Origin of the sequence: Thermococcus sp. PK (genome assembly GCF_000430485.1) — an archaeon.
GTDB lineage: Archaea > Methanobacteriota_B > Thermococci > Thermococcales > Thermococcaceae > Thermococcus_A > Thermococcus_A bergensis.
Map to the genome: position 1 here is coordinate 4,632 of NZ_KE387145.1, position 22,468 is coordinate 27,099.

Here is a 22,468-nt window from a genome sequence, read left to right on the forward strand (position 1 = left end):
AAAGCATCTACAGCCCCCATTATCATCACCAATGGAAATAAGGAGGGCATAGTTTTAAGGGTTTGGGCGGGAGGGCGTGTTTAGTTTCACCCCCTGTTATTTAAACAGTATTTGACTCTGAGGAGGATTTTCAGACCATAACACATTACCCCAAGCAGGATTCGGGTTACAGTAGTCTTTTTCAGAAAACAGGGGATCCTACTGCCAAACCACGTTGTAAACGCACCCCAGAACCCCTCATGAGGATTCCTATGCCTGTACTCTTCTTCAGAAAACACTCTGTCTCTCTTCTTACTACCAAAACCACCTGGAGCGTTCTTAGTTTTCTTAACAATCGGCCGATAACCCTTTTCCACCACAGTGTTCAGAACTTTCTTTGAATCATAAGCCCCATCAGCATAAAAATTCCCAGAACCCCCCGGCAGGAGTTCAATCAGCTCGTTCTCAGAAGTTGTGATCTTCACAGCAACCGGATACAGTAAACCCGGCAGGATTCTCGTTATTGCCTGAACTTCTATCCTGCCCTTTTTTTATTTGTAATAATGGTTGAGTCTGCTTGAGTGCTGGCGTAGGGTAATTTCTGGAGTTTTTTCAGGAGGTGGTTTGTCAGTTCTTCGAGGTTCAGCTTTTTCTCCCAGTTGTGGAGGGTTGAGTAGTGAATGTTTGCTCCGAAGAATTTTCTGCCGTAGTGCTGGGCGTCTCTGAGGGGTAGGTTGTAGTATTGTTTAAAGAGGAGTATTGCCAGTATTGTTTTTACTGGAAATTTTTTGGATTTTGGCAGGTTCTTCAGCTTTCCTTCTGATTCGAAGTCTGCTAAAACGTCAAGAATTGCGAATGCCACGCTTTCAGGGTCTTTGAGTCTGTGATCCCATCTGGGGATCACGACAACCACCCGAAAGAATTCAGCAAAAACCCTAATAAAGGTTACTATAAACACGCCCTTGGGCGGGAAAAGATTTATAAGTAAATCTCTAAAATGCCCATAGGGTTAAGATCATCATGAGGTGAGAGTTATGGCTATCTGGCAGGGAAGATCACTCAAAAAGCCTTCAGGTGGAAGAATCATATTCGCAAGAAAGAAGAGAAAAAGGGAGCTCGGAAGAGAGCCAGCATTTACAAGAGTAGTTGAGGACAACGAGGAAAGGAAGATAATCAGAACATACGGTGGCAACAGGAAGGTCAGGCTCGTAAAGGCACTCTACGCAAACGTTTTCGAAAACGGAAAGGGTAAAAAGGTAAAGATAATCAGCGTAGTTGAGAACCCAGCTAACAGGCAATACATAAGAAGGAACATCATCACAAAGGGTGCAATAATCCAGACAGAGATTGGAAAGGCAATCGTTACTTCAAGACCAGGACAAGATGGCGTTGTAAACGCAGTTCTTATTAAGGAAGAAAATGCCTGAATTCTTCCCTTTTCTGCGAACTTTTATATACTTTAGTCTCCTATTTCATTCTGGTGTAAGTAATGGAATATTCACGTATTGAAAAGATACTTGCAAGTTTATTTGTTGCTTTTCTCCTTCTGGCGAGCATAAACGTTCTCAGGGAACTTGAGAATGTTCCCCAAAGACCGAATTATGAATATTACCAAGAAAAATATGGGATAAGACCCCTTCTTGAGAACCAAAGCCGCCTGATGGAACTTGAAAGGCAATTATTCGAGGTATATCAAAAGGCAGAGAGCAATCTAACCGAGGCTGAGAGAGTTTACCTCTTCAAAAGAGAGGAATACAGAGTTGCACTTGAGAGCGGAAACGCAACAGAGGAACTGAAGAGGGAATACCTGAAAGCCAAAGAAGAGTATGAGAAATCCTACTTCCAGTATCTCGGAGCAAAAAGCGCCTATGAACAGACGCATGAAAAACTTGAAGAGCTCAACTCAAAAATCCAGGAGCTCATGCAGAAGGCAAATGAAGAATACACAAAGGCCTACAACGCCTACAAGCTTAAGGTTCTGGCTCTAAAGCTCTTATTTGTCCTACCAGTTTTTGTCGTATCACTTTTGCTCCTCCGGAGGTACAAAAACATCTACACTTCCTCTCTAATAGCGTACTCTTCGCTGTTGCTGATCTACCTTCTGCTCTCTGCAATATGGGACACCATCCACCTCATAGGCCTGAGTCTTTTTGGAGCACTTGCGACTCTTTTAGCCCTCTATTATGTGAGAAAGGAATACTTCAAACCTGAAAGGGTTTATAAAAGAAGAATTGCCCAAAACAAATGCTACAGCTGCGGCTTTCCAGTAAAGGATGATTACCTGCACTGCCCCAACTGTGGAGCAAAGCTAAAAGAAAAGTGCGAGCACTGCGGAGCTCTAAAGCCTATTCACCTTCAATTTTGCCCGTACTGCGGGCAATAGCTTCCATATCCGGCTTTAATATTTCTATAACTCTTTCTTTTAGCTTTTCTATTCCAATTCCCTTCTCGGCAGAGATTTTCAATGGTTCAATCCCCTTAGCCCTGAGGAATTCTTCGATCTTCTTTATCTTTTCTTCATCAGCAATGTCTATCTTGTTAAGCACGACTATGAACGGGAACTCTCCAAATTCCTTATAGATTTCCTCAAAAAGGTGCATCTGCTCCTCTACTGGGAAGCCACAGTATTCGCTCGGATCAAAGATGTAAATTATCAGCTTGCCAAGGTGCTTCAATGCTAAGATTGCCTGTTTTTCGATTTCATTTCTCTCGCTTAATGGTCTATCTAGGAGACCGGGTGTGTCTATAACCTGATACTTCATCCAGTGCTCCTCGAACTGCCCAACGTTTATACCCTTCGTCGTGAAAGGATAACTCGCCACTTCAGGCTTGGCGTTTGTGAGTTTTCTAAGCAGTGTGGACTTTCCAACGTTTGGATGACCGGCTATCACGATAGTGGGAAAGCTGAGGTCAATTACGGGCATATCTTTGAGAACATCCCTCGCTTTGTTCAGGTACTCGAGATTGTCGGCTATGTCCTTTATAACGCTCGCAACTCTTCCATAAAATTGCCTTCTCAGCTGCGCAATTTCCTTCGGGTCTCTGGAGTACCTAATCTTCTCCACATATCTCTCTTCGAGTGTTCTTATGGTCTTTATTGCCCAGTTTATTGAGGCAAGAGCCTTATGAAAGGTTTTCTTATCAACCAGCGTGTCAAGAAGCTCCTGATAAAAGGGAGGCAGTGTTGAAGCTCCCGGAGTCCTGTCGAGAATCTTCTTCAAGTTGTCCCTAATGACGTTGGATACTGTCCTTATTCTAAGCTCCTCTCTCTGCCTCGCTTTACTAACCTCGCTCCCTCTCGGATTAAAGGCAGAGGCAGCTTTCTCAGCTCGCCTAAAAGCCTTGTCAATGATCTCATCCGCAAGAAGTATAGTTGGCATCTTTTCAAACGGGTTTTTCATACTCTCTCACCTTTCCTATTTTTCTCGCCTTTAGTGACTTTCTCAATAGGTTTTTAAAGATGTTGATTAAATTTTTTAAGAGGGATAGAAATGCGCGAAGAAACTGTTCTTGATAGTTACCTTGAAAAGGTCGTTAGTTCACTTGAGAAAAAGTCCCCAAAAGAGATTCTAAGCTACGCTATTTTCAACGAAGAGGAAGAAGCTAAATATTATGCTGAGCTTTCTAAAAAGGCCAAAAGAGAGAGTATTAGGATTTTATTCATTCAGATGAGCGAAGAGAGTGAAGAACACAGAAACAAGCTTTACAATCTTTTTAAAAAGCTTTATCCCGGTGAAGAGCCAGTTAAAGTGGAAGCCCCTCCCGTTGAAGTACTTCCATTCTACCCTAAATTTGAAACTGTAGATGATTACCTGAAAGCTCTTGAGTACTGCATGGAAAGTGAGCTCTTTGCGAAGAAAGCCTATGAGCTGCTCGCTCAAAAGGCGGAAGATGAGGACGTTAAAGCCCTTGCCCTGCAGCTGGCGACTTTTGAAGAAGAGCACTATGAAAGAATCAAGAAAGCCTACGAGCTTTTTGTTACCATTCATCAGCAAAATTTTGAGTTTAAGGATTTCTCTCCGGGAGGATATCTCTTCGATGACAAAACAAAAGCTAGATACTTCTTTATGGAAGTTTTAGACGGCAGAAAGGGGATTATTTTTCAAGGGATCCCCCGGAGGAAGTCAAAAAGTGGATGAAAATGGAAGTATCCGCTTTCTGGGTAACGTCCAAAACGTGTCATGGATGCATCTCCCCGCGGGCATTGCTGGACTCTCTAGATGAAATTCCAAAAGAGAAAAATCTCGCGATTTTAATTGAAAATCTAGAAATACTCAGAATAGCGGCAGATGACTTTGAAGAGTTCTACACAAACTTATCGAAGCTCAAAGATGAAGCAGTGTTAAACAGATGCTACCTCGTTCTATCTGGGAGCAGAGGAGCATTTGAAGATAAAGAATGGAAAATACTGGAATCCGAGTTCAACTACATTTCATAGCCTTTCAATTATTTTGGGAATCTCCTGGGGTTCTAGGGCTGTTTCGACCATGTAGCCCTTTTCCACCAAAATTTTGTTGAAGAGCTCTTCCCTTTTCCAGCCGTCTAAAGTTGAGTCCCCATAGAACATGACCTCCGGGAGGAGAAGCAGCCCTAAATCAACTTCTGGGAGCTTCTCAACTTCTCTAAGGACATCGTGAGCAGTCAACAACCCAGCAGTGCCTATGTTCCCCCCAAAGAACTCGTTCTTGACCATGATTACATTAATTTTTGGAAAGAGGCGTTTTATCTCTGGATAAGCGAGCTCCCCGGTGAGAATGTAAGTTGGTAAAGATGGCTCAATGTCAAAGGGCTCCAGTGGGATTTTGAACTCGCCAAGCAGAGCCTGGAATATCGGTGGAATGACCACCTTCAGGCTCAGCTCTTTCTGCTTCTCAAGGGCGACGTTTTTAACAAATAGAAGCTCCTCTCTCGTTAAAGCCCGCGTTCTTGAGTATTTTGTAACCCCAATTGGGAAGAGTCTAACCTCATGAACACCAAAGCTGTCCAGATCCTCCAAAATTTCCCCTATATCAGAAACATTATAGCCCGGAGTCAGTATTATATCTGCTATTACCCTAAACTTCTCCACGACCTTTGGCAAAAGGTCAATGACCTTCCCAGCGTTTTTGTTCTTCATAAGCTTAATCCTCACGTCCTTCTTCGTTGTGTGAAGGGAGATTTGAATCTCATCCAACCCGGCTGAGTGAAGGCTTTCAATTCTCTTTTCGTCAAATCGGACGTTTGCACTCGTATCTGTGACCCGTATCCACAGGTCGTAGTGCTTTCTTGCATAGGCTATTCTATCTTCAAGCTCCGGGTCGTTGAGGGTGTCGTGTTTGGAAACTCTGTATATCATTTGCGGAGGATTCTGCATAAGGTAGCAGAAAACGCAATCATTGCCGCATGGACCGGCCTTAGAAGATGGGGGAATTATCAACAGGTCTTCTCTCTCATCTACCATGTCGAGTTCGTATTTGGTAATCTTTCTAAGCTTGTAATCCTCCGTCAGCTCATACATGTGGGGAAAATCAAAAAGAGAGTTTAAAAAGGATTAGGTGGATAAATTATCCTACTTTCCCGCTATTCTAACGTTATCGAAGGCCATAGCAGGCACAACCATGCTGCCTCCGAAGGGCAATACCTTTTGCTCCCTGCTTACCGCGTAGAGGTTTGGTAGCAATTCGTAAACGTTGCCGCTCATCATGAACACTGCAGAGCCTTTTACCTCCCCGTTTTCAATCAGGAAAGCCGGATTAGCCACAACTGCGAAGTTTCCATTGTCCGGGTTGCTTGAGTGAGCCCCCTGGAAACCGCTCACAAGGTAGCCGTGCTCTATCTCTCCGATAATCTCCTCAAGGCTCTTCTTACCCCCTTCGATTACAACGTTGTGGAACCCTATGCTTATGCCCCCGGTAGAAAGGTTCCGCTTTCCATTTCCTGTGCTTTCAACCCCGTGGATTTTTGCCCAGTAGTTGTCCCATACAAAGCCTTTAAAAACTCCTTTCTCCACTATTACATTTCTTCTCGTTGGAACGCCTTCATCGTCCGCTATAACCGGGTTTATGCTGAGCTCATGGAGGGGATCGTCGCATATCGTGAGTAGCTCGTTTGAGATGCTTTCCCCTATTTTGTTGGCCAGAGGTGTTGTGCCCTTAACAAGTCTCTCTCCGCTGAATGCCGGAAAGAACGCATAGGATAAGAGGCTCGAAACTGCCCATGGTTCAATTACTACTTTCGCCTCCTCTGTCTTGCTTTTTTCAGTTTTAAATGCCCACTTAACTTTTTGCAGGGCGTTTTTAACAACGCTTTCTACATCAAGCTTGAGGGAAAGCTTTGCATCGAAGTCAAAAATGCCGGGGGTTACTTTTCCTTCCTTCATCCCAACGAGCTCGATGTAAAAGAACGCTCCTCCTCCTTCCTGAGATACGTTAACGCCGTGAGAATTCACTATCAGGCTTTCTCCCCACTCTGCTCCTCCACCGCCACCTGCAACGATAATTCCCTCTTCCGATGCCATTCCAATGCCTTCTCTCGCGAGCTCCACGAAGTAGTCTGGAGAAGCTTCTTTAAGTTCTTTATCAACTTTTCTCGGCTCTCTGTATTTTCCGGGCTCGGGAAATGAGACCCACTTCTCATCGGGCTTGTTGAGCTTTGCAAGCTTGTATGCCCTCTCTATGGCTTCTTTGATTTTCTCTTTATCTCCGCTATCGACTATTGCAACTCCAAGTCTCTTGTCCTTAACACCCCTAACAACGGTAACAACTCTCTCCCTCAAGGATGAAGTGGAAACTTCGTTGAGCTCAATTTGAACACCTGCCTCCCTGCTCTTGTACATGGCAATTTCAAGCTCATCAAAGAATTTTTCCCCAAAACGGATAAGCTCTTCCATCTTTATCACCCGATTATTATTCCTCCGTCAAAGCGCATGTGCGGACCACCAGAGCTAACAAAAGCAGTTTGCCCTTTTCCACATCTCCCCATTTCGAGACCAAAGTCATTTCCTACGGCACTTATCTTCTTCAAGGCTTCGATGGCAATTCCACTTATGGAAGTGTCTCTTATGGGCTTCGTTATTTCACCGTTCTCTATCATGTACCCTTCTTGAACTCCCACCTGGAAAGCTGAGTTGAGCTGTGCCTGACCTCCTCTGAAATCAACTACATAATAGCCAAACTTGATGTCCTCTATCATCTCCTCGAAATTCCAATCTCCCGGCTCAAAGATTGTGTTGCGCATTCTTATTATCGGTGGATAGGTGTAGTTTTCAGCCCTCGCGTGGCCGTTTGGCTCCATGTTCCACTTGTGGGCATATTCCCTGTTGAGCATTATCTCCTTCAAGACTCCGTTTTCAATTATGTGAATGTCTTTGACTGGAACGCCTTCGTCGTCATAGCGGTCGTTTCCAAAACCGCCCTCCACTATGCGCTCGCTCATTGTAACGTATTCGGGAGCAATCTGCTTTCCGATCAAATCTTTGAAGGGCGAGTTTATCGTCAAATCCGCCTCCGCAAGGTGTCCGAGGGCTTCGTGAGCTATAAGTCCCACCACTATCGGGCCAGCAACTATTGGGAACTCTCCACGCTTTGGTGCAACACCCCCCAGCTGGGCATGAACTTTTCTGATAACTCTCTTTGCTACTTCCTCGTTTGGCTCCTTCTCCTTAAACAGCTCCCAGCCATAGTCAACTGCCCCAACCTCATCTCTTGCAGCGGCAAGCTTTTCCCCTTCTTTGCCAGTTGCCCAGACGTACTGCCATACGTAGTTCAAATCCCACTTTATTTTTGTGCCCTCGTTTGTTATGAGAATCTTTTCCCCGCTTGCATCTTCGTAGCGAAGCCACGTTGACTTTATAGCCCCGTCCTCTTTGAGAAGAGACTCCAGATCCATTAATCTCTCTACCTTTTCCTCTATTGGAACTTCTTTGGGCTTTATTTTCATCTTGCTTTTCACGAAGTCCTGATATGTCTTTATCTCCGCAAGCTGGATTTTCTCCTTTTTAGCCTTTGCCGTTGCCTTTGCAAGTCTGTATGCACTTTCTATGGCTTTTTCAAGGTTTTCAAGTCTGTTTGTTGAGGAAAATCCCCAAGCTCCATCTGCAAGAACCCTGATGGCAACTCCCATCTGCCCCTTGTCCGCAAAAGTCGTAAAAGTTCCATCCTTGAGCTCCAGAGTGTTCTTGCTGATGTTTTCATAGCGAATCTCTATGTAGTCCGCTTTGAAGTTTTCAAGGGCCCAGTTAAGGGCTTTTTCTAATCTATCTTCCATTGCATATCACCCACAATCTAAAGGCTTAGATAATCATTTAAATTAATGTTACCATCGTATAAAAGCATTATCTTGAGTCAGAGTGTACATATGTGGGCACGGATGAAGCAAAATTTAAATATTACAAAAATTGTAAATACTGATGGTGGTAACTCGTGGCTGCTGAGAAAAATTGGAAATCGACTTTGGAAAACGTAAAAAGAAAGACTGGTGAACTCGTCGAATCTGCTCCAGAACTCTCCAAGTTTATTGAATACGTCCACACTGCCGAGAGCCCAAATGCTCTCGACACAAAAACAAAAGAACTCATTTCTTTAGCTATAGCGGTGGTCATACGCTGCGAGCCCTGTATTCTCTGGCACTGTGAAGCCGCTATCAATGCTGGGGCAACTAAAGAAGAAATTCTCGACACACTGAAAGTTGCTGTAGTAATGGGTGGGGGACCTGCCTTAATGTACGCTGTAAAGGCATATGAAATAGCAAAAGAATTCCTCAAGGAATGAACTCCTCAAATAAGTTCAAAAAATCTTTTCGCGCCGCTTATTCTCCATTTTCCCTTCTGGGTGGCGTGGGGAAGTATTGTGAACTCAGACTGGCATTTCATATTGTTATCACGAATTCTATGAAAAAAAGAAAAAGGTATAAATTTTGCGAAATAAAGTGAAAGTACAATGAAGAGAACTGGAGGTGGGAAAATGTTTGACGTAGTTGCAATAGGCAACCTCAACTACGATATAACTCTCCTTTTAGATAGGTTTCCCGAGTTTCATGAGAAGATAATCGCCAAGAGTGCCCACTTTGGATTGGGTGGTGCTGCAGGCAATACCGCTTCTTGGTTAGCCCATATGGGAGTTAAGGTGGGCTTCATCGGCGCAGTCGGTAACGATGAGATTGGAGAGGCACACATAAACTACTTTAAGAAAATCGGTGTGGATGTAGGAGGTATTAAAGTTGTCAATGAGCACTCTGGAATAGCCATATCTCTGATAAAAGGAGAAGACAAGAGGATAGTAAAGCACCTCGGCGCTAACGCATACAGAGATGTCGATTTTGAGTACCTTTCAAAAGCCCGACACATCCACATGTCATCAAATCCAAAAGAGCTCATTGAAAAGACTGCTAACTTTGCCTTCGAGAAAGGAATTTCCATTTCGCTGGACATAGGTGAGGCAGAAGTTCCAGAATCTGTCGAGGACAAAATAACCTACCTGCTGATGAACGAGGACGAGTTCAAACGAAAATATGGAAGCCTGGATAGGGTTCATGATGTCAAAGCCAAAAACGTTATCATAACATTAAACGGCGGTGGAGCAATGATTAGAGACGAGAATGGAGATGTCTTTGAAGTTAGAGGCTTAAGTGCCGAGGTAGTAGATTCTACCGGAGCCGGGGATGCCTTTGATGCTGGATTCGTCTATGGAGTTCTCAAAGGGTGGAAACTTGAAGATGCAGCAAAGCTCGGAACTTTACTTGCATATCTAACGGTGCAGAAAGTTGGTGCCAGAAGCGCAATTATCCCATTGGAGGAAATTAAAAAAATATCAAAAGAGCTGAACCCAGGACTGCCCTTTTAGTAGCTCTTCAAGCCAACTGTTCTTGCCTGCTTTTCACTCCATTTGTATCCCAAATATCCCAAAATGGCATAGATTAAAGAGAGACCCACAAGATAGGAAATCTCTCCCACGGCTTTTTCGTAGCCGTAGGCAACAACTTTTCTTACGGCTTCACTGGTTGGGGCATAGGGGAGGATTTTCGCCATTATCTGGAGTCCCTTGGGCAGGATTGAAATTGGATACATAGCACCGCTTAACGCAAAGACCAGCATTTCAAGAATCGTTATGAACGGGCCCGGGTCTTTTAAATAAAGAACAATGCCCGCGGCGGCCATTCCCATCCCTATCATTCCTACCGTACCCACAAACAACACTGGAAGGGCTTTAATGAAATTAAAGGGGTTGAATTGAATGTCAAATAGCACTACAAAAAGGGGAACGTATATAGCCATGTAGATTAGTGACAAGAAAATTCTGGTAAGAACGTTGCCCAGGAAAAACGTCAGCCTCCTTATTGGGGCCGCAAAGGAGTACTCGAGAGTGCCGGCGTAGAGCTCATCAACAACGCTCCACACAAAGCCGCTTAGAAAAGTCAAGCCAAAGCCCAGTACCATAAATCCCAAGACTGCAAAAGTTACGTAGTCTGAGTATCCAGTAAGCTGCTGAAGTGCGGGGGAATTTCTCTCGCCTGTGAGGCCCATTCCTATCAGCAGAGCCTGACCAACGAAGAAAAATCCAAACATGACATCGCTGATAAACCACACCCTGTAACTCAAGAAGATTCTCCAGCTCTTAACTGCAACACCGTAAAGCGCTCTGAGCTCGTTAGTAACCCCCATAGCCAACCACCCGGGTTATCTTTTCCGCCCATTTGAAAATTAGATATCCAATCATCCAGTAGAGGGGAATTAAAAAGAGAAGCCACACTATTTCCCCCTGTATTTCTGCATAGGTTTTTCCAACGAAGATTGCCCTAACAGCGGAGGCAGCATGGGTAAGTGGAAACAACTTAGAGAAGGAAACCAGCCATTTGGGCATCACACTAAGGGGAAAGAAGACGCCGGAGAAAAAGAGCATTCCGAACTCAAATATCTGAGCAAAAGGCCCTATGTTCTTTAGAAGCATCACAAGTCCGGCAAAGATAAACCCAAATCCTAAAAAAGCTAAGAGAGATGCCAGAATAATTGGAATAGACTTCAGAATTATCGTGAACGTTAGGGGGATATCAAATATCAGGGCGCCAATTAGGAAGACGATTCCCATGAGGGCAGAATCCATTAAAAGCCAGCTAACAGCCAATCCGGAGAGGAGCTCTAAAATCCTAGCCGGAGAGAGAATGTTCATTTCGAAGGTTCCCCTCTGGAGCTCCCTCCTCACCCCCCATACGTAAGCTTCCATCGGCGAAACTGAAACCCACCACAAGACGTAGCCTATCAAAGCGTATGTTGGATAATCCCCCATGCCCGTAGAACTCGCCAAAAGCTGTGAATACCTCCCCCCAAGAACCGCCTGTCCGAAGAAGACGAACTGAAGAAGAAAAACTAAACCAACGAGAATAGAGCTTATTACCCTCAAAGGATACCTGAAAAACATCCTAAATTCTTTCTCTATTACAGCAGGTAATATCAATCCCTCAACCCCCTTCCGGTGAGCTTTATAAAAACGTCCTCAAGGGTTGGTTCCTTCTGCTCTACGCTTATTATCTTCGCCCCGTTCTTTACGAGCCATTCGACCACCTTGGGAAGCTCTTCCTCATCCACCTGGCCTCTTAAGGTTATAATTCCCCTTTCGGAATCCTCATCTACAACTGCCATTCTCCAAGGTAAGCTATCAAAAGTACCCTCCCATTTGAGGCGTATCTCCACGGCATCTTCGTCTTTAACAAGTTTTTTAAGCCCATCCGGAGTATCGAGGGCTATAATCTTACCGTGGTCTATTATGGCTATCCTATCACAGAGCTGCTCCGCCTCGACCATGTAGTGGGTCGTTAGGAGGACGGTTTTTCCTTTCTCGTCAACAAGCTTCCTTATAAATTCCCTAACGAATATAGAGCTCTGCACATCTAAGCCTAGGGTAGGTTCATCCAAAAACAGGACTTCCGGGTCGTTTATCAAAGCCTTTGCTATAGCCAGCCTCTGCTTCATCCCCCTAGAGTAGTTCATGACCAGATCATCTTTCCTCTCCCACAGTCCAACCAGTTTGAGAAGCCTTTCAATTCTTTCTTTTTCCTCCTTCTTGGGCACATAATAAATCCTCGCAAAATATTTCAGGTTTTCGTACGCACTCAAACGCCAGTAAAGAGTTCTCTCTCCCTCTGCCACGAGGTTTATTCTTTTTCTAATTTCCCTCGCGTCTTTCCTTATATTGTATCCCAAGATTTTCGCCTCTCCCCCGGTAGGCTCAAGCAAAGTGGTCAGCATTTTTATTGTAGTGGTCTTTCCAGCCCCATTGGGCCCAAGAAGGCCAAAAAGTTCGCCCTTTTTAACCTTAAAGCTGATGCCTTTAACCGCCTCAACCCATTCTACCTTTCTTAACGGGAGAGGAATCTTTTTAGGATACCTCTTCTTCAAATCAAAGACCTCAACTGCATACATACCTGTTCCCCTAAGATACTCATGCTGATCAGGATACATAAAGATAGTGGTTTTTAACATGCAAAGGCTTAAAAATGGTAACAAAGATAAACCATAAAAAAGACTACAAAAGGCTTAAGGGGCAACTGTATCATGGAGGTGACTTCATTGGAAATAACAATTGAGAAATTCAAGCCGAAAGTTACCCGGCCTTTTAAGAGGAAAAACGAATACTGGGTAAAGCTCATAGACGAGAGTGGCGAGTATATAATGAAGTTCAAAACCCCTCTAGAGGCTGAAGATGCAATATACGGGCTTCTTGATCTTCAGGTTTATGGTGGCAAGGTTAAGCTGAAGCTTAGAGAAGGGAATGTCATAGAAGACATCCAAATTCTTGAACTCTATAAGCCCTCTGCAAAGGAGCTTGTTGATGAGTATTTTAGCGAATAGTTGAAGCCCTTTTTTGTACATTAAGCTTCTTTTTTCGACAAAAACCTATATATACTATAAAGTCCAGATATATAATTAGTGGGTTCATAAAGCGTTTTACAAAATCAATTTTTAAGATAAAATCCAAAGACTTGGAGGTCTTACTTATGGCCAGAAGAAAAAACAAAGAACTCCTGAAATTCGCAGAGGAGATAGGCGGAGAAGAGGCGATTGAGGTAATCAAGGCTCTCGAAAAGAAGAAGGAGGCAACCGATGAAGAGATAGCGGAGATGACTGGAATTAGAGTAAATACCGTCAGAAAAATCTTATACGCCCTCTACGACAATCAGCTTGCAGAATTCAGAAGGGTTAGGGACAAAGATACAGGATGGTACTACTATTACTGGCGCCTCGAAACAAAAAGATTGCCGGAAATCATAAGAGCAAGAAAAATGCAGGAGCTCAAAAGATTAAAAGAGATGCTTGAGGAGGAAACTAAAGAAGTCTACTACCACTGCGGAACTCCCGGTCATCCAAGACTGACTTTTGATGAGGCAATGGAGTATGAGTTCAGATGCCCTCTGTGCGGTGAAATGCTTATGCAGTACGACAACAGTGAAATAGTTAAAGAGCTCCAAGAAAAAATCAAGAAGCTTGAAAAGGAACTGGGAATAAAGGCGTGATTTTTAACTTTAATGAACTGCGGGGATGATAAGATGGAGATTGTTATTCTTGAGAAGATATATGGCGATAGGAGTGGCTTTGAAAAGCTCAATAAAAAGCTTAAATCTCTTATTGGAGATCTGGAAGTTTCGTGGAAGATAGGGATCACTCAAAAACAATGGGCTAAAATATCCCTCGAAGGAGAAGACGAAGAAGTTTCTGCAAACCTCATACGAGAGGAGTTTGGAGAAGTTCCATATAAGCTAAGCAAGGTAAAGGAAGGGAAAACATACAGGGGAAGGTTTATTGACCTTGGAAAAGTGGGTTATGGAGTCTACGTTGACATCGGAGTATTCTCTCCGACCCCAAAGGATGTTTTGATCCCCCTTTATTATCTCAAGTCCACCTTTGGAGACAAGCCGGCTAGACAGCTCATAAGAGAGTTTGGCTGGATAGACCATTTGCCGGTAGAATTAGAAATCACAAAAGTGGAGTTTGGGGCTAGAGAGATGGAAGGAAAATTCAGCGAAAGACAGCTAAAACAAATAGAAAAGTGGACAACCGATGGATACGACAAGATATTCGTTGCCGGCACAATAAGTGAAAAGGTCGAAGAAGCACTAATAAAAACAGGACATTCAAGAGATGTAAAAAGACTCGAAGAGCTTGGACTTATGGAAACTCTTTTAGTTCTTAAAAAGGGCACACAAGCCCCCGGAATTATTAAAGAGATAGGACCCCATCTAAAAGCCGCGGTGTTTGGGGCAATTAAGTTTGAAGAGTGAGCTCACATATCAGTCTAACCGCAAGAGCTGAAGAGATGTACTGAACCATTGGGAAGAGCTGAGAAGAGTAAGCTAATAACGGAATAAAGACAACTAGAAGCCAGAAGAACAATGCCTTTCCCACTCTCATATTTAATACCGATCTTCTGAAGTTAAACAACAGATAAGATATTAAAATCAGTTGAAGAATGCCCTCCCTCAAAAAGACGAGAAGAGAGCTAGGATCAAAAGATAGGGAAATAGTTGGAATTGAAAAAACATTTATTCCCAAAATAAAGAAGGTAATGCTCAGACCAACGTAAATGGAATTTCTTATAGACTTTGTTGGAAAGACAAAAAACGTGAAAAATGGGAAAACAATCAGATAAGGCCACACCAAACTGCCCGCCGCAACTATAAGTGAGAGGAGAAAGACGTGCCCTATAACCTTAGGGCTTTCTTCCGTGAATTTTGCATTTAGTGTAAGCACCGCAACAAGGACTAAGAGGAACACGCTGATACTTGTGGAAAGATCTGTAATAGAGGCCCTAAAAGAGGGAGACGCAAACGTAAGTCCAAAAACTAGAAAGCCGAGCTCCCTATATGGCTTCGGAGCTGTAAAAAATATCAAAGTGGACGTGAAGAAGAGGATAAATAAATGAAGAACAAGAAGGGCTTCTTCCGTCGGAGAGTAGACTTGGAAATAGGAATTGAGAACAAAGGATAGAAGCGAGTCTTTATTCCCTAGCAGGGCACTTTGAAAGGTATTTCTAAGGAAGTCTTCGCCAATAGTAAAGGGCATCGAGTTTGAAATCCAGAGTGCAAAGAGAGACATCACAAGAAGGTAGAAAAAGTGAGTATACGTCCCATGCCTGGAGAACAAAAACGCAAAGAAAAGCGATAAGAGAACACCCACCAATAAGAGAGCATATTCCTCTGTGTTTCTGAATCTGTAATGCTGTGAAAATGCCTTTTCTATGAGATATATGTTATTCTCATCTCCCGTGAGGAACACGAAGTTGTTGAGAACTATAACGGATGGTTTCAAAGAAGCCTCCGGAGGCAATCCCGTTAAATTCCAGAGCTTTTTCATCTCTGGATTGTCGTACACATTCCCAACAAGAACCAGAACTTCATCCCCCTTATCTTTAAACCGAGAAAGCTTTTCATCAACGTACCATCCCCATGCTTTAGAATAGGCACTCTCCCCGGTGATCACATAATATGTCTTTCCATCAGATAAAAACTTTTCAAAGGCATTTTCATCGGGATAGAACTCTAACTGGGATGCAGAAGCTAGAGGAACCATAAAGAGGAGCATCATGATTAAAAATTTCTTCATTTCCTCCACCGGATAAAATTATGTAGCCAGGTCCAGCGCGGCATCATGGTTTCGGCCCATGCCGATCTCAGCCGCGCATCGATAGATAATAATTCAAAAGAGATTTAAGCTTTACTCTTTTTTCTTCAACTCTTCCAGTTTTGTAACAAGTTTTTGGGTTATTTCCATAAATGCTTTTGCCGCAGGGGTGTCTTCATAGAGGACTATGGGTATACCGTTGTCGCTTGCTTCTCTAGCCTTCAAATCTATGGGAACTTTTCCAAGAAAGTCAACCCCTTCCTTCTTTGCTAACTTTTCTCCGCCGCCCTCTCCAAAGAGATCTATTTTGTTTCCACAATGGGGGCATATTAGATAGCTCATGTTCTCAATGACCGCTATGTAAGGAACGTTCATCTGCTTCATCATATTTACCGCTTTACCCGTATCAAGCAAAGCCACCTCTTGAGGGGTGGTGACTATTATAGCAGCATCGAGCTGGATTGTTTGGGTAACGGTTAAGATTTGATCTCCAGTTCCCGGAGGAAAGTCCACGATCATAAAGTCCAGGCTTCCCCACTTCACATCGCCAAGGAGTTGTTTAATGGCCTTTGTAACTAGAGAGCCCCTCCATATTATTGGCTGGTCTTCGGGAACCATGAGCCCCATACTCATGACCTTAATTGGGGTTGTCTGGCCTGAGAAGTCATTCATTGGGGGTATCATTTCAAAATGTCCGTCCTCAAACTTCTCTGCCAGAACCTCCGCCTTTTCAACACCGAGCATTTTTGCCACGTTTGGGCCATGTACATCTGCATCCAAAATGCCCACAAAATAGCCCTGCTTTGCAAGGGCCGTCGCTAGGTTTACTGCGACTGTAGATTTTCCAACGCCTCCTTTTCCACTTAAGACCGCTACCTTGTATTTCCACTGCTTCTCTTTTTCCTTTATCCTCTGGGTGAGAGGATCAACACCCAATCCGGGCACGTTAAAATTGGGTGGAGTTTTTATTGTCATTACTATCACCTCTGGTTTAGGCTAGTCTAAAAATGCTTATAAGTTTTGCTCACAAAATACACAATATTACACAAAAATGGGTAACAAAAAAGGGGAAAATTCATGGAAGTTCGACTTCTTTGCCAAGGATTCTCCATAGCTCCTTTATCTGGTTCTTGAGCTCCTGTATCGCTTCGGGTCTCTTGAAGAGGTGCTTAAATCTTCCTTGCAACCTAAGGTAGTCTTCAATTGGCTTCTTGAACTTTCCGTCCTTGGGGAATCTCTGGAACTTTATGTTGTGGAAGTCTCCGTTCTCAATCTCAAATAGTGGCCAAAGACCTGTTTCAATCGCTAGCTTGGCCACTTCAACTGTCTTCTCCGGTGGAATCCTCCATCCGGGAACACATGGTGCCAAGACCTGAACAAACGCTGGCCCATCAACACTAGCTGCCTTCTTCATCTTCCTGTAGAAGTCGTATGGGTCTCCAATGCTGGCAGTAGCAACATAGGGAACTTGGTGAGCTGCGGCTATTAATGCCACCCACTTCTTCGGCTTGTCCTCACCGATTGAGTACTTCCCTGGAGGTGAGGTAGTTGTCCATGCTCCATATGGGGTGGATGAGCTCCTCTGGATACCAGTATTCATGTAAGCCTCGTTATCGTACATGAGGTAGACCACGTTGTGCCTTCTCTCAAGCATTCCAGAGAGTGCTTGGAGACCAATGTCAGCTGTACCACCGTCTCCACCGATGGCAAGGATTTTTCCTTTTCTACCAAGCTTCTTCCATGCAGCTTCAATACCGCTGGCTACAGCACCAGCGTTTTCAAAAGCTACGTGAATCCATGGGGCTTTCCAAGCGGTGTAGGGGAATACACCAGAGACAACTTCCATACATCCAGTAGCGTGAGCTATTGCAAATGCGTTGGGGTCTCCATACTTCTCCTCCATTGCCTCACTAAATGCCTTTGTGGCGAGCTTCATGACTATAGCCGGCCCACAACCGGCACATGCAGCGTGACCAGGTGCCCAGTATTCGCGAGTTGTGATAGGGGGCTTTCTAACTGCCATCATAATCACCTCACAAAATCTCCTTCCTCAATCCTATCCAGTTGACCTCTTCAACCTTCTCTCCTTCAAGGGCTTTCTTTGATATTTCAACGGCTTCCTCAAGGTTCTCGAATGTGACGTCTCTTCCACCGAGGCCGATTATGAAGTCAAGCATTATCGGCTTCTCTTTCTCATTTATGAGTGCCCTGCTGGTGTCTGCAAAGACCGCACCGCCAATTCCAAAGCTGATGTCTTTCTCAAGAATTGCGAGAACCTTTGCCTTCTTTGCCAAAGCTCTGAGTTCCTCAATTGGGAATGGTCTGTAAACCGTCATCTTTGCTGCTCCGATCTTTATGCCCTCTTCCCTCTTCTTGTCAACGAATTCTTTGAGTGTTCCGGCAAGTGAACCCATGGTGAGGAGAATTATCTCGGCATCGTCTGTCTTGTATTCCTCAATCATGTGATACCTTCTACCGAACTTCTTCTCGAACTCGTCAAAGGCTTCCTTGATAACTTTTCTCGCGTTTTCCATAGCCTCCCAAACTGTGTATCTTGCCTCCATGTAGTGAGCCGGGAATCCAAGGGCGCCCTGAGTAATTGGTCTGGCCGGATCAAGGTAAGCGTGCTTTGGAACGTACTCCCCAAGGAACTCGTCAACTACCTCTTGATCTGGGATCTCAACTGGCTCTACTGTGTGGGTCAATATGAACGCATCGAATCCAACCATTGCTGGGAGCAAAACGCGTTCATCTTCTGCAACCTTAAAGGCGATTAATATCAAGTCAAGTGCCTCTTGGTTGTTTTCCGCATAGAACTGCATCCAGCCAGTATCTCTCTCACTTATCGTGTCCTGCCAGTCGTTCCAGATGTTAATTGGGGCTGAGAGGGCTCTATTACCAATTGCCATAACAATTGGGAGCCTCATTCCTGCAGCTATGAAGAGAACCTCATGCATCAAAGCCAAACCTTGGGAAGCAGTTGCTGTAAAGGTTCTAACTCCTGCAGCAGAGGCACCAACACATGCAGAAATTGCTGAGTGCTCGCTCTCAACTTTTATGAACTCGGCATCCATTTCTCCATCGGCGACGAATTCACTAATCTTTTCGGGAACGAGAGTTGATGGTGTAATTGGGAATGCAGCCACAACCTTTGGCTTTGCAAGTTTAGCTGCCCAAGCAGCGGCTTCATTACCCTTCATAACCTTTCTCATTGGCATTTATACCACCTCATTTGCTTTCTCTAACCATTTCAATTGCTTTGGTTGGGCATTCATTTGCACAGATTCCACAGCCCTTACAATAGTCGTAATCAAACACCGGGTAGCTTTCTTCGTCGAGATAAATTGCAGGCTCTGGGCAGAGTGTGTAGCACATGAAACATCTGACGCACTTATCTTTGTTAAACTTTGGCATGAAAACTCTCCAACCGCCGGTCTTGTTAACGACGCTACTTCCGGGAATGTAAACTATTGCACCGGGTGTCATTTTTTCGCTATATTCCTTTTGGACTCTTTCAATATCGGCCTTGAAAGGACTTTCCGCCATATATATCACCCCGAGTGAGTTATCCCCTTTTTCTTTAAACTTTTCGCAAATAAATAATAAAAATCAACCGAAGAGCTCAGCCTTCTTCTTGAGCTCTTCCCATTCCTTGAGCACCCATTCTTGGAGTATCTCTATGTCCTCCTTTGTCATGTACTTAAATCTTCCCTGGAGCTTGAGGTACTCTTCAAGGGGCTTTGGCTCTTTGTTTGGTGAAGGCATGTTTATCTTGTACTTTCCGTTCTCGTATTCAAAGAGCGGGAAGTATGCAGTCTGAACAGCTAAGCGGGCAAGTTCTATTGTCTTGTCGGTTGGAGCTCTCCATCCGGTTGGACATGGTGCGAAGAGCTGAATGAAAGCGGGCCCCTTAATTGTTTGAGCCTTCTTGAGCTTTTTCATGAAGTCTTCTGGATAAGCAACGCTTGCTGTAGCAGCGTAAGCTGGCTTGTGTGCTATTACAATGTCAATAACCTTCTTCTTTGGCCTCTGCTCAAGGAAGTGCTTCTTTCCACCGGGAGTGTTGGTTGTCCAGGCACCGTATGGGGTGGATGAGCTCCTCTGGATACCGGTATTCATGTACGCCTCGTTATCGTACATGATGTAAAGGGCATCGTGTCCCCTCTCAAGGAAACCGCTCAAGGCCTGAAGACCGATGTCAGCTGTACCGCCATCTCCTGCCCATCCAACGACCATTATTCCATCTTCGCCTTTTACCTTGTATCCCTTTGCCTTTAATGCCGCCTCAATACCGCTTATTACTGCACCCGTTGTCTCAAATGCAGTGTGGAAGAGGGGAGCATTTAAAGCAGTGTAGGGCCATGGGCCGGCTATGATTGTAGAACAGCAAGCAGGGATTGTAAATATTGCTTTTCCTCCATAGGCTTTAAGGACGTATCTCAAACCCAAGGCTGCACCACAACCCTGGCAAGCAGTGTGTCCGGCATAAAAGTGCTCCTCAAAGGGAAGGGTTAATCTTTTCTTAACATCAGCAGGAAGCTCCATCTTTTTCACCTCTTCAAGTGGTACCATTCGATTTCTCTATCGAGCTTGCCTTTTTGGATTATCTCTCTCATGTTCTTGGCTATTGCCTTTACATCGTTCACTGTTATGTCCCTTCCACCAAGTCCAACGATGTAGTTCTTCATTATTGGCTTTGCATCAGTGTTGTAAAGGACACCCTTAGCCTCGTTGAAGAGAATTCCCTCCTGTCCAAATGAGAAGTTCCTGTCGAGAACCGCTATTCCTTCAACGTTCTTTGCCAACTCGTAGAGCTCTTCCCTTGGGAACGGCCTGAACCACCTAACCTTGGCTGCTCCGACCTTGTAACCTTCACTTCTGAGAATGTCAACTGCCTCTTTTACGGTTCCCATGAGTGAGCCCATTCCCATGAAGACTATCTCTGCATCATCGGTCTTGTAGAGCTCTATCATCTGGCTGTAGTCCCTGCCAAAGCGCTCGCCGAACTCTTTTCCAACTTCTTTGATGACTTTCTTCGCTTCCTCCATGGCTTTTGCAATCTTGTACCTGAACTCATAGTAGTCAGCTGGGGTGCCTAAGGCGCCAACGGAGAATGGGTTCTCGAAGTCTGTCAATGTGTACAGTGGCTTCCTCGGTGGGAGGAACTCATCTATCTCCTCCTGCTCTGGCATGTCAACTACATCGTAAGTGTGACTGAGGATGAAGGCACTCTCAACTACCATTACGGGAAGGTTGACCTTCTCATGTTCACCAATCTTAAACGCCATCAATACTCCATCATAAACCTCTTGGTTGTTTTCGGCATAGAATTGAAGCCATCCGGTGTCTCTCTGGGCTAAGGAATCAGTTTGATCATCCCAAACGCTCCATGGAGGAGCCATGGCTCTGTTAACATCGACCATGACAACTGGGAGCCTTGCCCCAGCCGCCCAGTGGAGCATTTCATGCATTAAAGCCAGACCCTGGGCAGAGGTAGCGGTAAAAGCCCTGGCCCCTGTTGCTGAAGCACCTATACAGGCAGCCATAGCAGAGTGCTCACTCTCAACGGGCACATATTGGAGGTTTTCAACTTCCCCATTAGCAATGAACTCGGCTATTTTCTCAATAATTGAGGTCTGAGGTGTGATAGGATAAGCAGCTACAACCTCAACTCTAGCATGTTTGGCAGCATAAGCAGCTGCATAATTACCACTCACAACTTTCTTTGGCATTTTATCACCTCACTTCTCTTCTCTTACCATGCTTATTGCCTTTGTTGGGCACTCGTTTGCACAGACTCCACAACCCTTGCAGTAGTCATAGTCCACCGCAGTATAGCCGTCCTCTTTGATGTATATTGCTGGCTCCGGACAGAACTTCCAGCAGATGTAGCACTTTATACACTTGCTCTCGTCGATAACCGGCATGAAAGTTCTCCAGTCGCCTGTGAAGTTTGATAGTGTTGTCCCTAGTGTTACTGGTGCTTCTGGATATTCCTCAACGGAATTAAATACCATCTTTTCAGCTTTCGCCTTCTTCTCCCCGAATAAAGTGTTCAAGACGTTCACCCCTAAATGAATTTTAAAGGAAGGAAAAATCAAAGCTCATAAACAACAGTCTTCTCGAAGGCTTCCTTTGCAGCCCTGGCGTTCTTTTCACCAAGTTCTCCGGAGAATGCATCCTTGATGGCCTCTTCGACACTCTCTATTTTAACTATTCCTGTTGCTTTTGCAACAGCACCGAGAATTGAAGTGTTTGTAATCGGCAAGCCGAGAATTTCAAGGGCTATTGTTGTGGCGTCAACGAGTGCAAGCTTGGCTGGCTTCTTCTTGAGCTTCTGGAGAATCTCCTCCCTGGTTTTCTCGGTGTTTACAATTACCATTCCTCCCTCTTTAAGACCGGCTGTAACATCAACCGTATCCAAGAGAGAGGGATCAAGGACAACTACAACATCTGGCTCATAAATCTGGGTCTTAATTCTAATTGGCTTCTCGTCAATTCTTGTAAAGGCTGTAACTGGAGCACCTCTTCTTTCAACACCAAAGAACGGGAATGCCTGGACGTACTTGCCTTCTAAGAAAGCTGCCTCGGCTAGAATGTTTGCGGCTGTAACTGCACCTTGTCCACCTCTACCGTGAAAACGAATCTCTATCATCATCTCTTCCTCCCAAGTTTTGTCGGTATTATTTTGCCCAGTCCCTTTATTTAATTTTCGGTATGGCAAGAAACACCTTTCGGCATCTGTCTTTGAGTAAAAATGAACAGATAGTATGTTCAATGGATAATATAATACACCAGCAGACACAAAAAATGCCTTTACGTTTGTAAAACATGGAACTAGGAAAGCACAAGAGTTAATTTTTTTAAGCTCTCCCCCACTATATAGACTATATAGATGGTGAA

Annotated in this window: 27 protein-coding genes; 9 read left to right on the plus strand and 18 right to left on the minus strand. The window is 44.4% G+C overall.

Annotated features, from left to right (window positions below; all coding sequences use genetic code 11):
- Positions 1-86 precede the first annotated feature (86 nt).
- A complete protein-coding gene (locus THEPK_RS00030) occupies positions 87-464 on the minus strand; it encodes a hypothetical protein (protein ID WP_042696758.1) in 378 nt (125 codons plus the stop codon).
- Positions 465-514: 50 nt separating this feature from the next.
- Complete coding sequence (locus THEPK_RS00035) at positions 515-937, minus strand: hypothetical protein (RefSeq protein ID WP_156882076.1); 423 nt, start codon at positions 935-937, stop codon at positions 515-517.
- 76 nt (positions 938-1,013) lie between these two features.
- On the opposite strand from THEPK_RS00035, the gene THEPK_RS00040 reads away from it, so the two are divergent.
- Both THEPK_RS00040 and THEPK_RS00045 read left to right on the plus strand, forming a co-directional pair.
- Positions 1,014-1,406: a 30S ribosomal protein S8e gene (locus THEPK_RS00040; RefSeq protein ID WP_042696762.1), complete on the plus strand. Its 393-nt coding sequence runs from the start codon at positions 1,014-1,016 to the stop codon at positions 1,404-1,406.
- A gap of 62 nt (positions 1,407-1,468) precedes the next feature.
- A complete protein-coding gene (locus THEPK_RS00045; RefSeq protein WP_042696764.1) occupies positions 1,469-2,362 on the plus strand; it encodes a zinc ribbon domain-containing protein in 894 nt (297 codons plus the stop codon).
- Here the strand turns inward: THEPK_RS00045 and THEPK_RS00050 are convergent.
- Entirely contained in the window at positions 2,325-3,380 is a 1,056-nt protein-coding gene (locus THEPK_RS00050; protein ID WP_042696770.1) for an NOG1 family protein, read from the minus strand. The genes THEPK_RS00045 and THEPK_RS00050 overlap by 38 nt on opposite strands.
- Before the next feature lie 90 nt (positions 3,381-3,470).
- Between THEPK_RS00050 and THEPK_RS00055 the strand changes: the two genes are divergently transcribed.
- On the plus strand, positions 3,471-4,118 hold the full coding sequence (locus THEPK_RS00055; RefSeq protein WP_232194491.1) for a ferritin-like domain-containing protein: 648 nt from the start codon (positions 3,471-3,473) through the stop codon (positions 4,116-4,118).
- Between the two features lie 2 nt (positions 4,119-4,120).
- Positions 4,121-4,417: a DUF835 domain-containing protein gene (locus THEPK_RS13495; RefSeq protein WP_232194492.1), complete on the plus strand. Its 297-nt coding sequence runs from the start codon at positions 4,121-4,123 to the stop codon at positions 4,415-4,417.
- On the opposite strand, the gene THEPK_RS00060 is transcribed toward THEPK_RS13495, so the two are convergent.
- From THEPK_RS00060 to THEPK_RS00070, 3 genes are read right to left on the minus strand one after another with little or no spacing between them, the layout of a single operon-like run.
- Positions 4,412-5,476 carry a radical SAM protein gene (locus THEPK_RS00060; protein WP_042696774.1) on the minus strand — a complete coding sequence of 355 codons (1,065 nt, stop codon included), beginning with the start codon at positions 5,474-5,476 and terminating at the stop codon, positions 4,412-4,414. The two genes, THEPK_RS13495 and THEPK_RS00060, sit on opposite strands and share 6 nt — an antisense overlap.
- 51 nt (positions 5,477-5,527) lie before the next feature.
- Positions 5,528-6,847, minus strand: a complete 1,320-nt coding sequence (locus THEPK_RS00065; RefSeq protein WP_042696777.1) for a TldD/PmbA family protein — start codon at positions 6,845-6,847, stop codon at positions 5,528-5,530.
- Positions 6,848-6,852: 5 nt separating this feature from the next.
- The gene (locus THEPK_RS00070; RefSeq protein WP_042696778.1) at positions 6,853-8,223 is read right to left on the minus strand and encodes a TldD/PmbA family protein; all 1,371 of its coding nucleotides are present in this window, start codon (positions 8,221-8,223) and stop codon (positions 6,853-6,855) included.
- 155 nt (positions 8,224-8,378) lie between these two features.
- Here THEPK_RS00070 and THEPK_RS00075 point away from each other — a divergent pair, with 155 nt between their 5' ends.
- Both THEPK_RS00075 and THEPK_RS00080 read left to right on the plus strand, forming a co-directional pair.
- Complete coding sequence (locus tag THEPK_RS00075) at positions 8,379-8,726, plus strand: carboxymuconolactone decarboxylase family protein (protein WP_198011264.1); 348 nt, start codon at positions 8,379-8,381, stop codon at positions 8,724-8,726.
- Positions 8,727-8,918: 192 nt separating this feature from the next.
- Positions 8,919-9,797, plus strand: coding sequence for an ADP-dependent ribose-1-phosphate kinase (locus THEPK_RS00080; RefSeq protein WP_042696781.1), 879 nt, complete (start codon positions 8,919-8,921; stop codon positions 9,795-9,797).
- On the opposite strand, the gene THEPK_RS00085 is transcribed toward THEPK_RS00080, so the two are convergent.
- Genes THEPK_RS00085 through THEPK_RS00095 form a run of 3 tightly spaced genes read right to left on the minus strand, consistent with a single transcriptional unit; the run spans position 9,794 to position 12,370 of the window.
- Positions 9,794-10,615, minus strand: a complete 822-nt coding sequence (locus tag THEPK_RS00085) for an ABC transporter permease (RefSeq protein ID WP_042696784.1) — start codon at positions 10,613-10,615, stop codon at positions 9,794-9,796. The genes THEPK_RS00080 and THEPK_RS00085 overlap by 4 nt on opposite strands.
- Positions 10,602-11,405 carry an ABC transporter permease gene (locus tag THEPK_RS00090; RefSeq protein ID WP_083965005.1) on the minus strand — a complete coding sequence of 268 codons (804 nt, stop codon included), beginning with the start codon at positions 11,403-11,405 and terminating at the stop codon, positions 10,602-10,604. The genes THEPK_RS00085 and THEPK_RS00090 overlap by 14 nt, the downstream gene beginning before the upstream one ends.
- The gene (locus tag THEPK_RS00095; protein ID WP_042696787.1) at positions 11,402-12,370 is read right to left on the minus strand and encodes a daunorubicin resistance protein DrrA family ABC transporter ATP-binding protein; all 969 of its coding nucleotides are present in this window, start codon (positions 12,368-12,370) and stop codon (positions 11,402-11,404) included. Before THEPK_RS00095 ends, THEPK_RS00090 begins: the two co-directional genes overlap by 4 nt.
- A gap of 147 nt (positions 12,371-12,517) precedes the next feature.
- Here THEPK_RS00095 and THEPK_RS00100 point away from each other — a divergent pair, with 147 nt between their 5' ends.
- From THEPK_RS00100 to THEPK_RS00110, 3 genes are all read left to right on the plus strand, one after another.
- A complete protein-coding gene (locus THEPK_RS00100; RefSeq protein WP_004067064.1) occupies positions 12,518-12,799 on the plus strand; it encodes a hypothetical protein in 282 nt (93 codons plus the stop codon).
- Positions 12,800-12,930: 131 nt separating this feature from the next.
- On the plus strand, positions 12,931-13,461 hold the full coding sequence (gene tfe, locus THEPK_RS00105; RefSeq protein ID WP_083965006.1) for a transcription factor E: 531 nt from the start codon (positions 12,931-12,933) through the stop codon (positions 13,459-13,461).
- 33 nt (positions 13,462-13,494) lie between these two features.
- The gene (locus THEPK_RS00110; protein WP_042696793.1) at positions 13,495-14,226 is read left to right on the plus strand and encodes a DUF2110 family protein; all 732 of its coding nucleotides are present in this window, start codon (positions 13,495-13,497) and stop codon (positions 14,224-14,226) included.
- Here the strand turns inward: THEPK_RS00110 and THEPK_RS00115 are convergent.
- From THEPK_RS00115 to THEPK_RS00155, 9 genes are all read right to left on the minus strand, one after another.
- Entirely contained in the window at positions 14,210-15,547 is a 1,338-nt protein-coding gene (locus THEPK_RS00115) for a hypothetical protein (RefSeq protein WP_042696796.1), read from the minus strand. The genes THEPK_RS00110 and THEPK_RS00115 overlap by 17 nt on opposite strands.
- Before the next feature lie 111 nt (positions 15,548-15,658).
- Positions 15,659-16,540: an Mrp/NBP35 family ATP-binding protein gene (locus tag THEPK_RS00120; RefSeq protein WP_042696799.1), complete on the minus strand. Its 882-nt coding sequence runs from the start codon at positions 16,538-16,540 to the stop codon at positions 15,659-15,661.
- Between the two features lie 100 nt (positions 16,541-16,640).
- Positions 16,641-17,588: a pyruvate synthase subunit PorB gene (porB, locus tag THEPK_RS00125; RefSeq protein ID WP_042696802.1), complete on the minus strand. Its 948-nt coding sequence runs from the start codon at positions 17,586-17,588 to the stop codon at positions 16,641-16,643.
- 10 nt (positions 17,589-17,598) lie between these two features.
- Complete coding sequence (gene porA, locus THEPK_RS00130; RefSeq protein WP_042696807.1) at positions 17,599-18,783, minus strand: pyruvate synthase subunit PorA; 1,185 nt, start codon at positions 18,781-18,783, stop codon at positions 17,599-17,601.
- A 10-nt stretch (positions 18,784-18,793) separates the two neighbouring features.
- Positions 18,794-19,111 carry a pyruvate synthase subunit PorD gene (gene porD / locus THEPK_RS00135; RefSeq protein ID WP_004067080.1) on the minus strand — a complete coding sequence of 106 codons (318 nt, stop codon included), beginning with the start codon at positions 19,109-19,111 and terminating at the stop codon, positions 18,794-18,796.
- A gap of 63 nt (positions 19,112-19,174) precedes the next feature.
- Positions 19,175-20,110: a 3-methyl-2-oxobutanoate dehydrogenase subunit beta gene (locus THEPK_RS00140; protein ID WP_042696809.1), complete on the minus strand. Its 936-nt coding sequence runs from the start codon at positions 20,108-20,110 to the stop codon at positions 19,175-19,177.
- Between the two features lie 5 nt (positions 20,111-20,115).
- Positions 20,116-21,297, minus strand: coding sequence for a pyruvate ferredoxin oxidoreductase (gene porA, locus THEPK_RS00145; RefSeq protein WP_042696813.1), 1,182 nt, complete (start codon positions 21,295-21,297; stop codon positions 20,116-20,118).
- A gap of 9 nt (positions 21,298-21,306) precedes the next feature.
- Entirely contained in the window at positions 21,307-21,624 is a 318-nt protein-coding gene (locus THEPK_RS00150) for a 3-methyl-2-oxobutanoate dehydrogenase subunit delta (protein ID WP_042696815.1), read from the minus strand.
- Between the two features lie 38 nt (positions 21,625-21,662).
- Complete coding sequence (locus THEPK_RS00155; protein WP_042697294.1) at positions 21,663-22,220, minus strand: pyruvate/ketoisovalerate ferredoxin oxidoreductase subunit gamma; 558 nt, start codon at positions 22,218-22,220, stop codon at positions 21,663-21,665.
- Between the last annotated feature and the right edge of the window lie 248 nt (positions 22,221-22,468).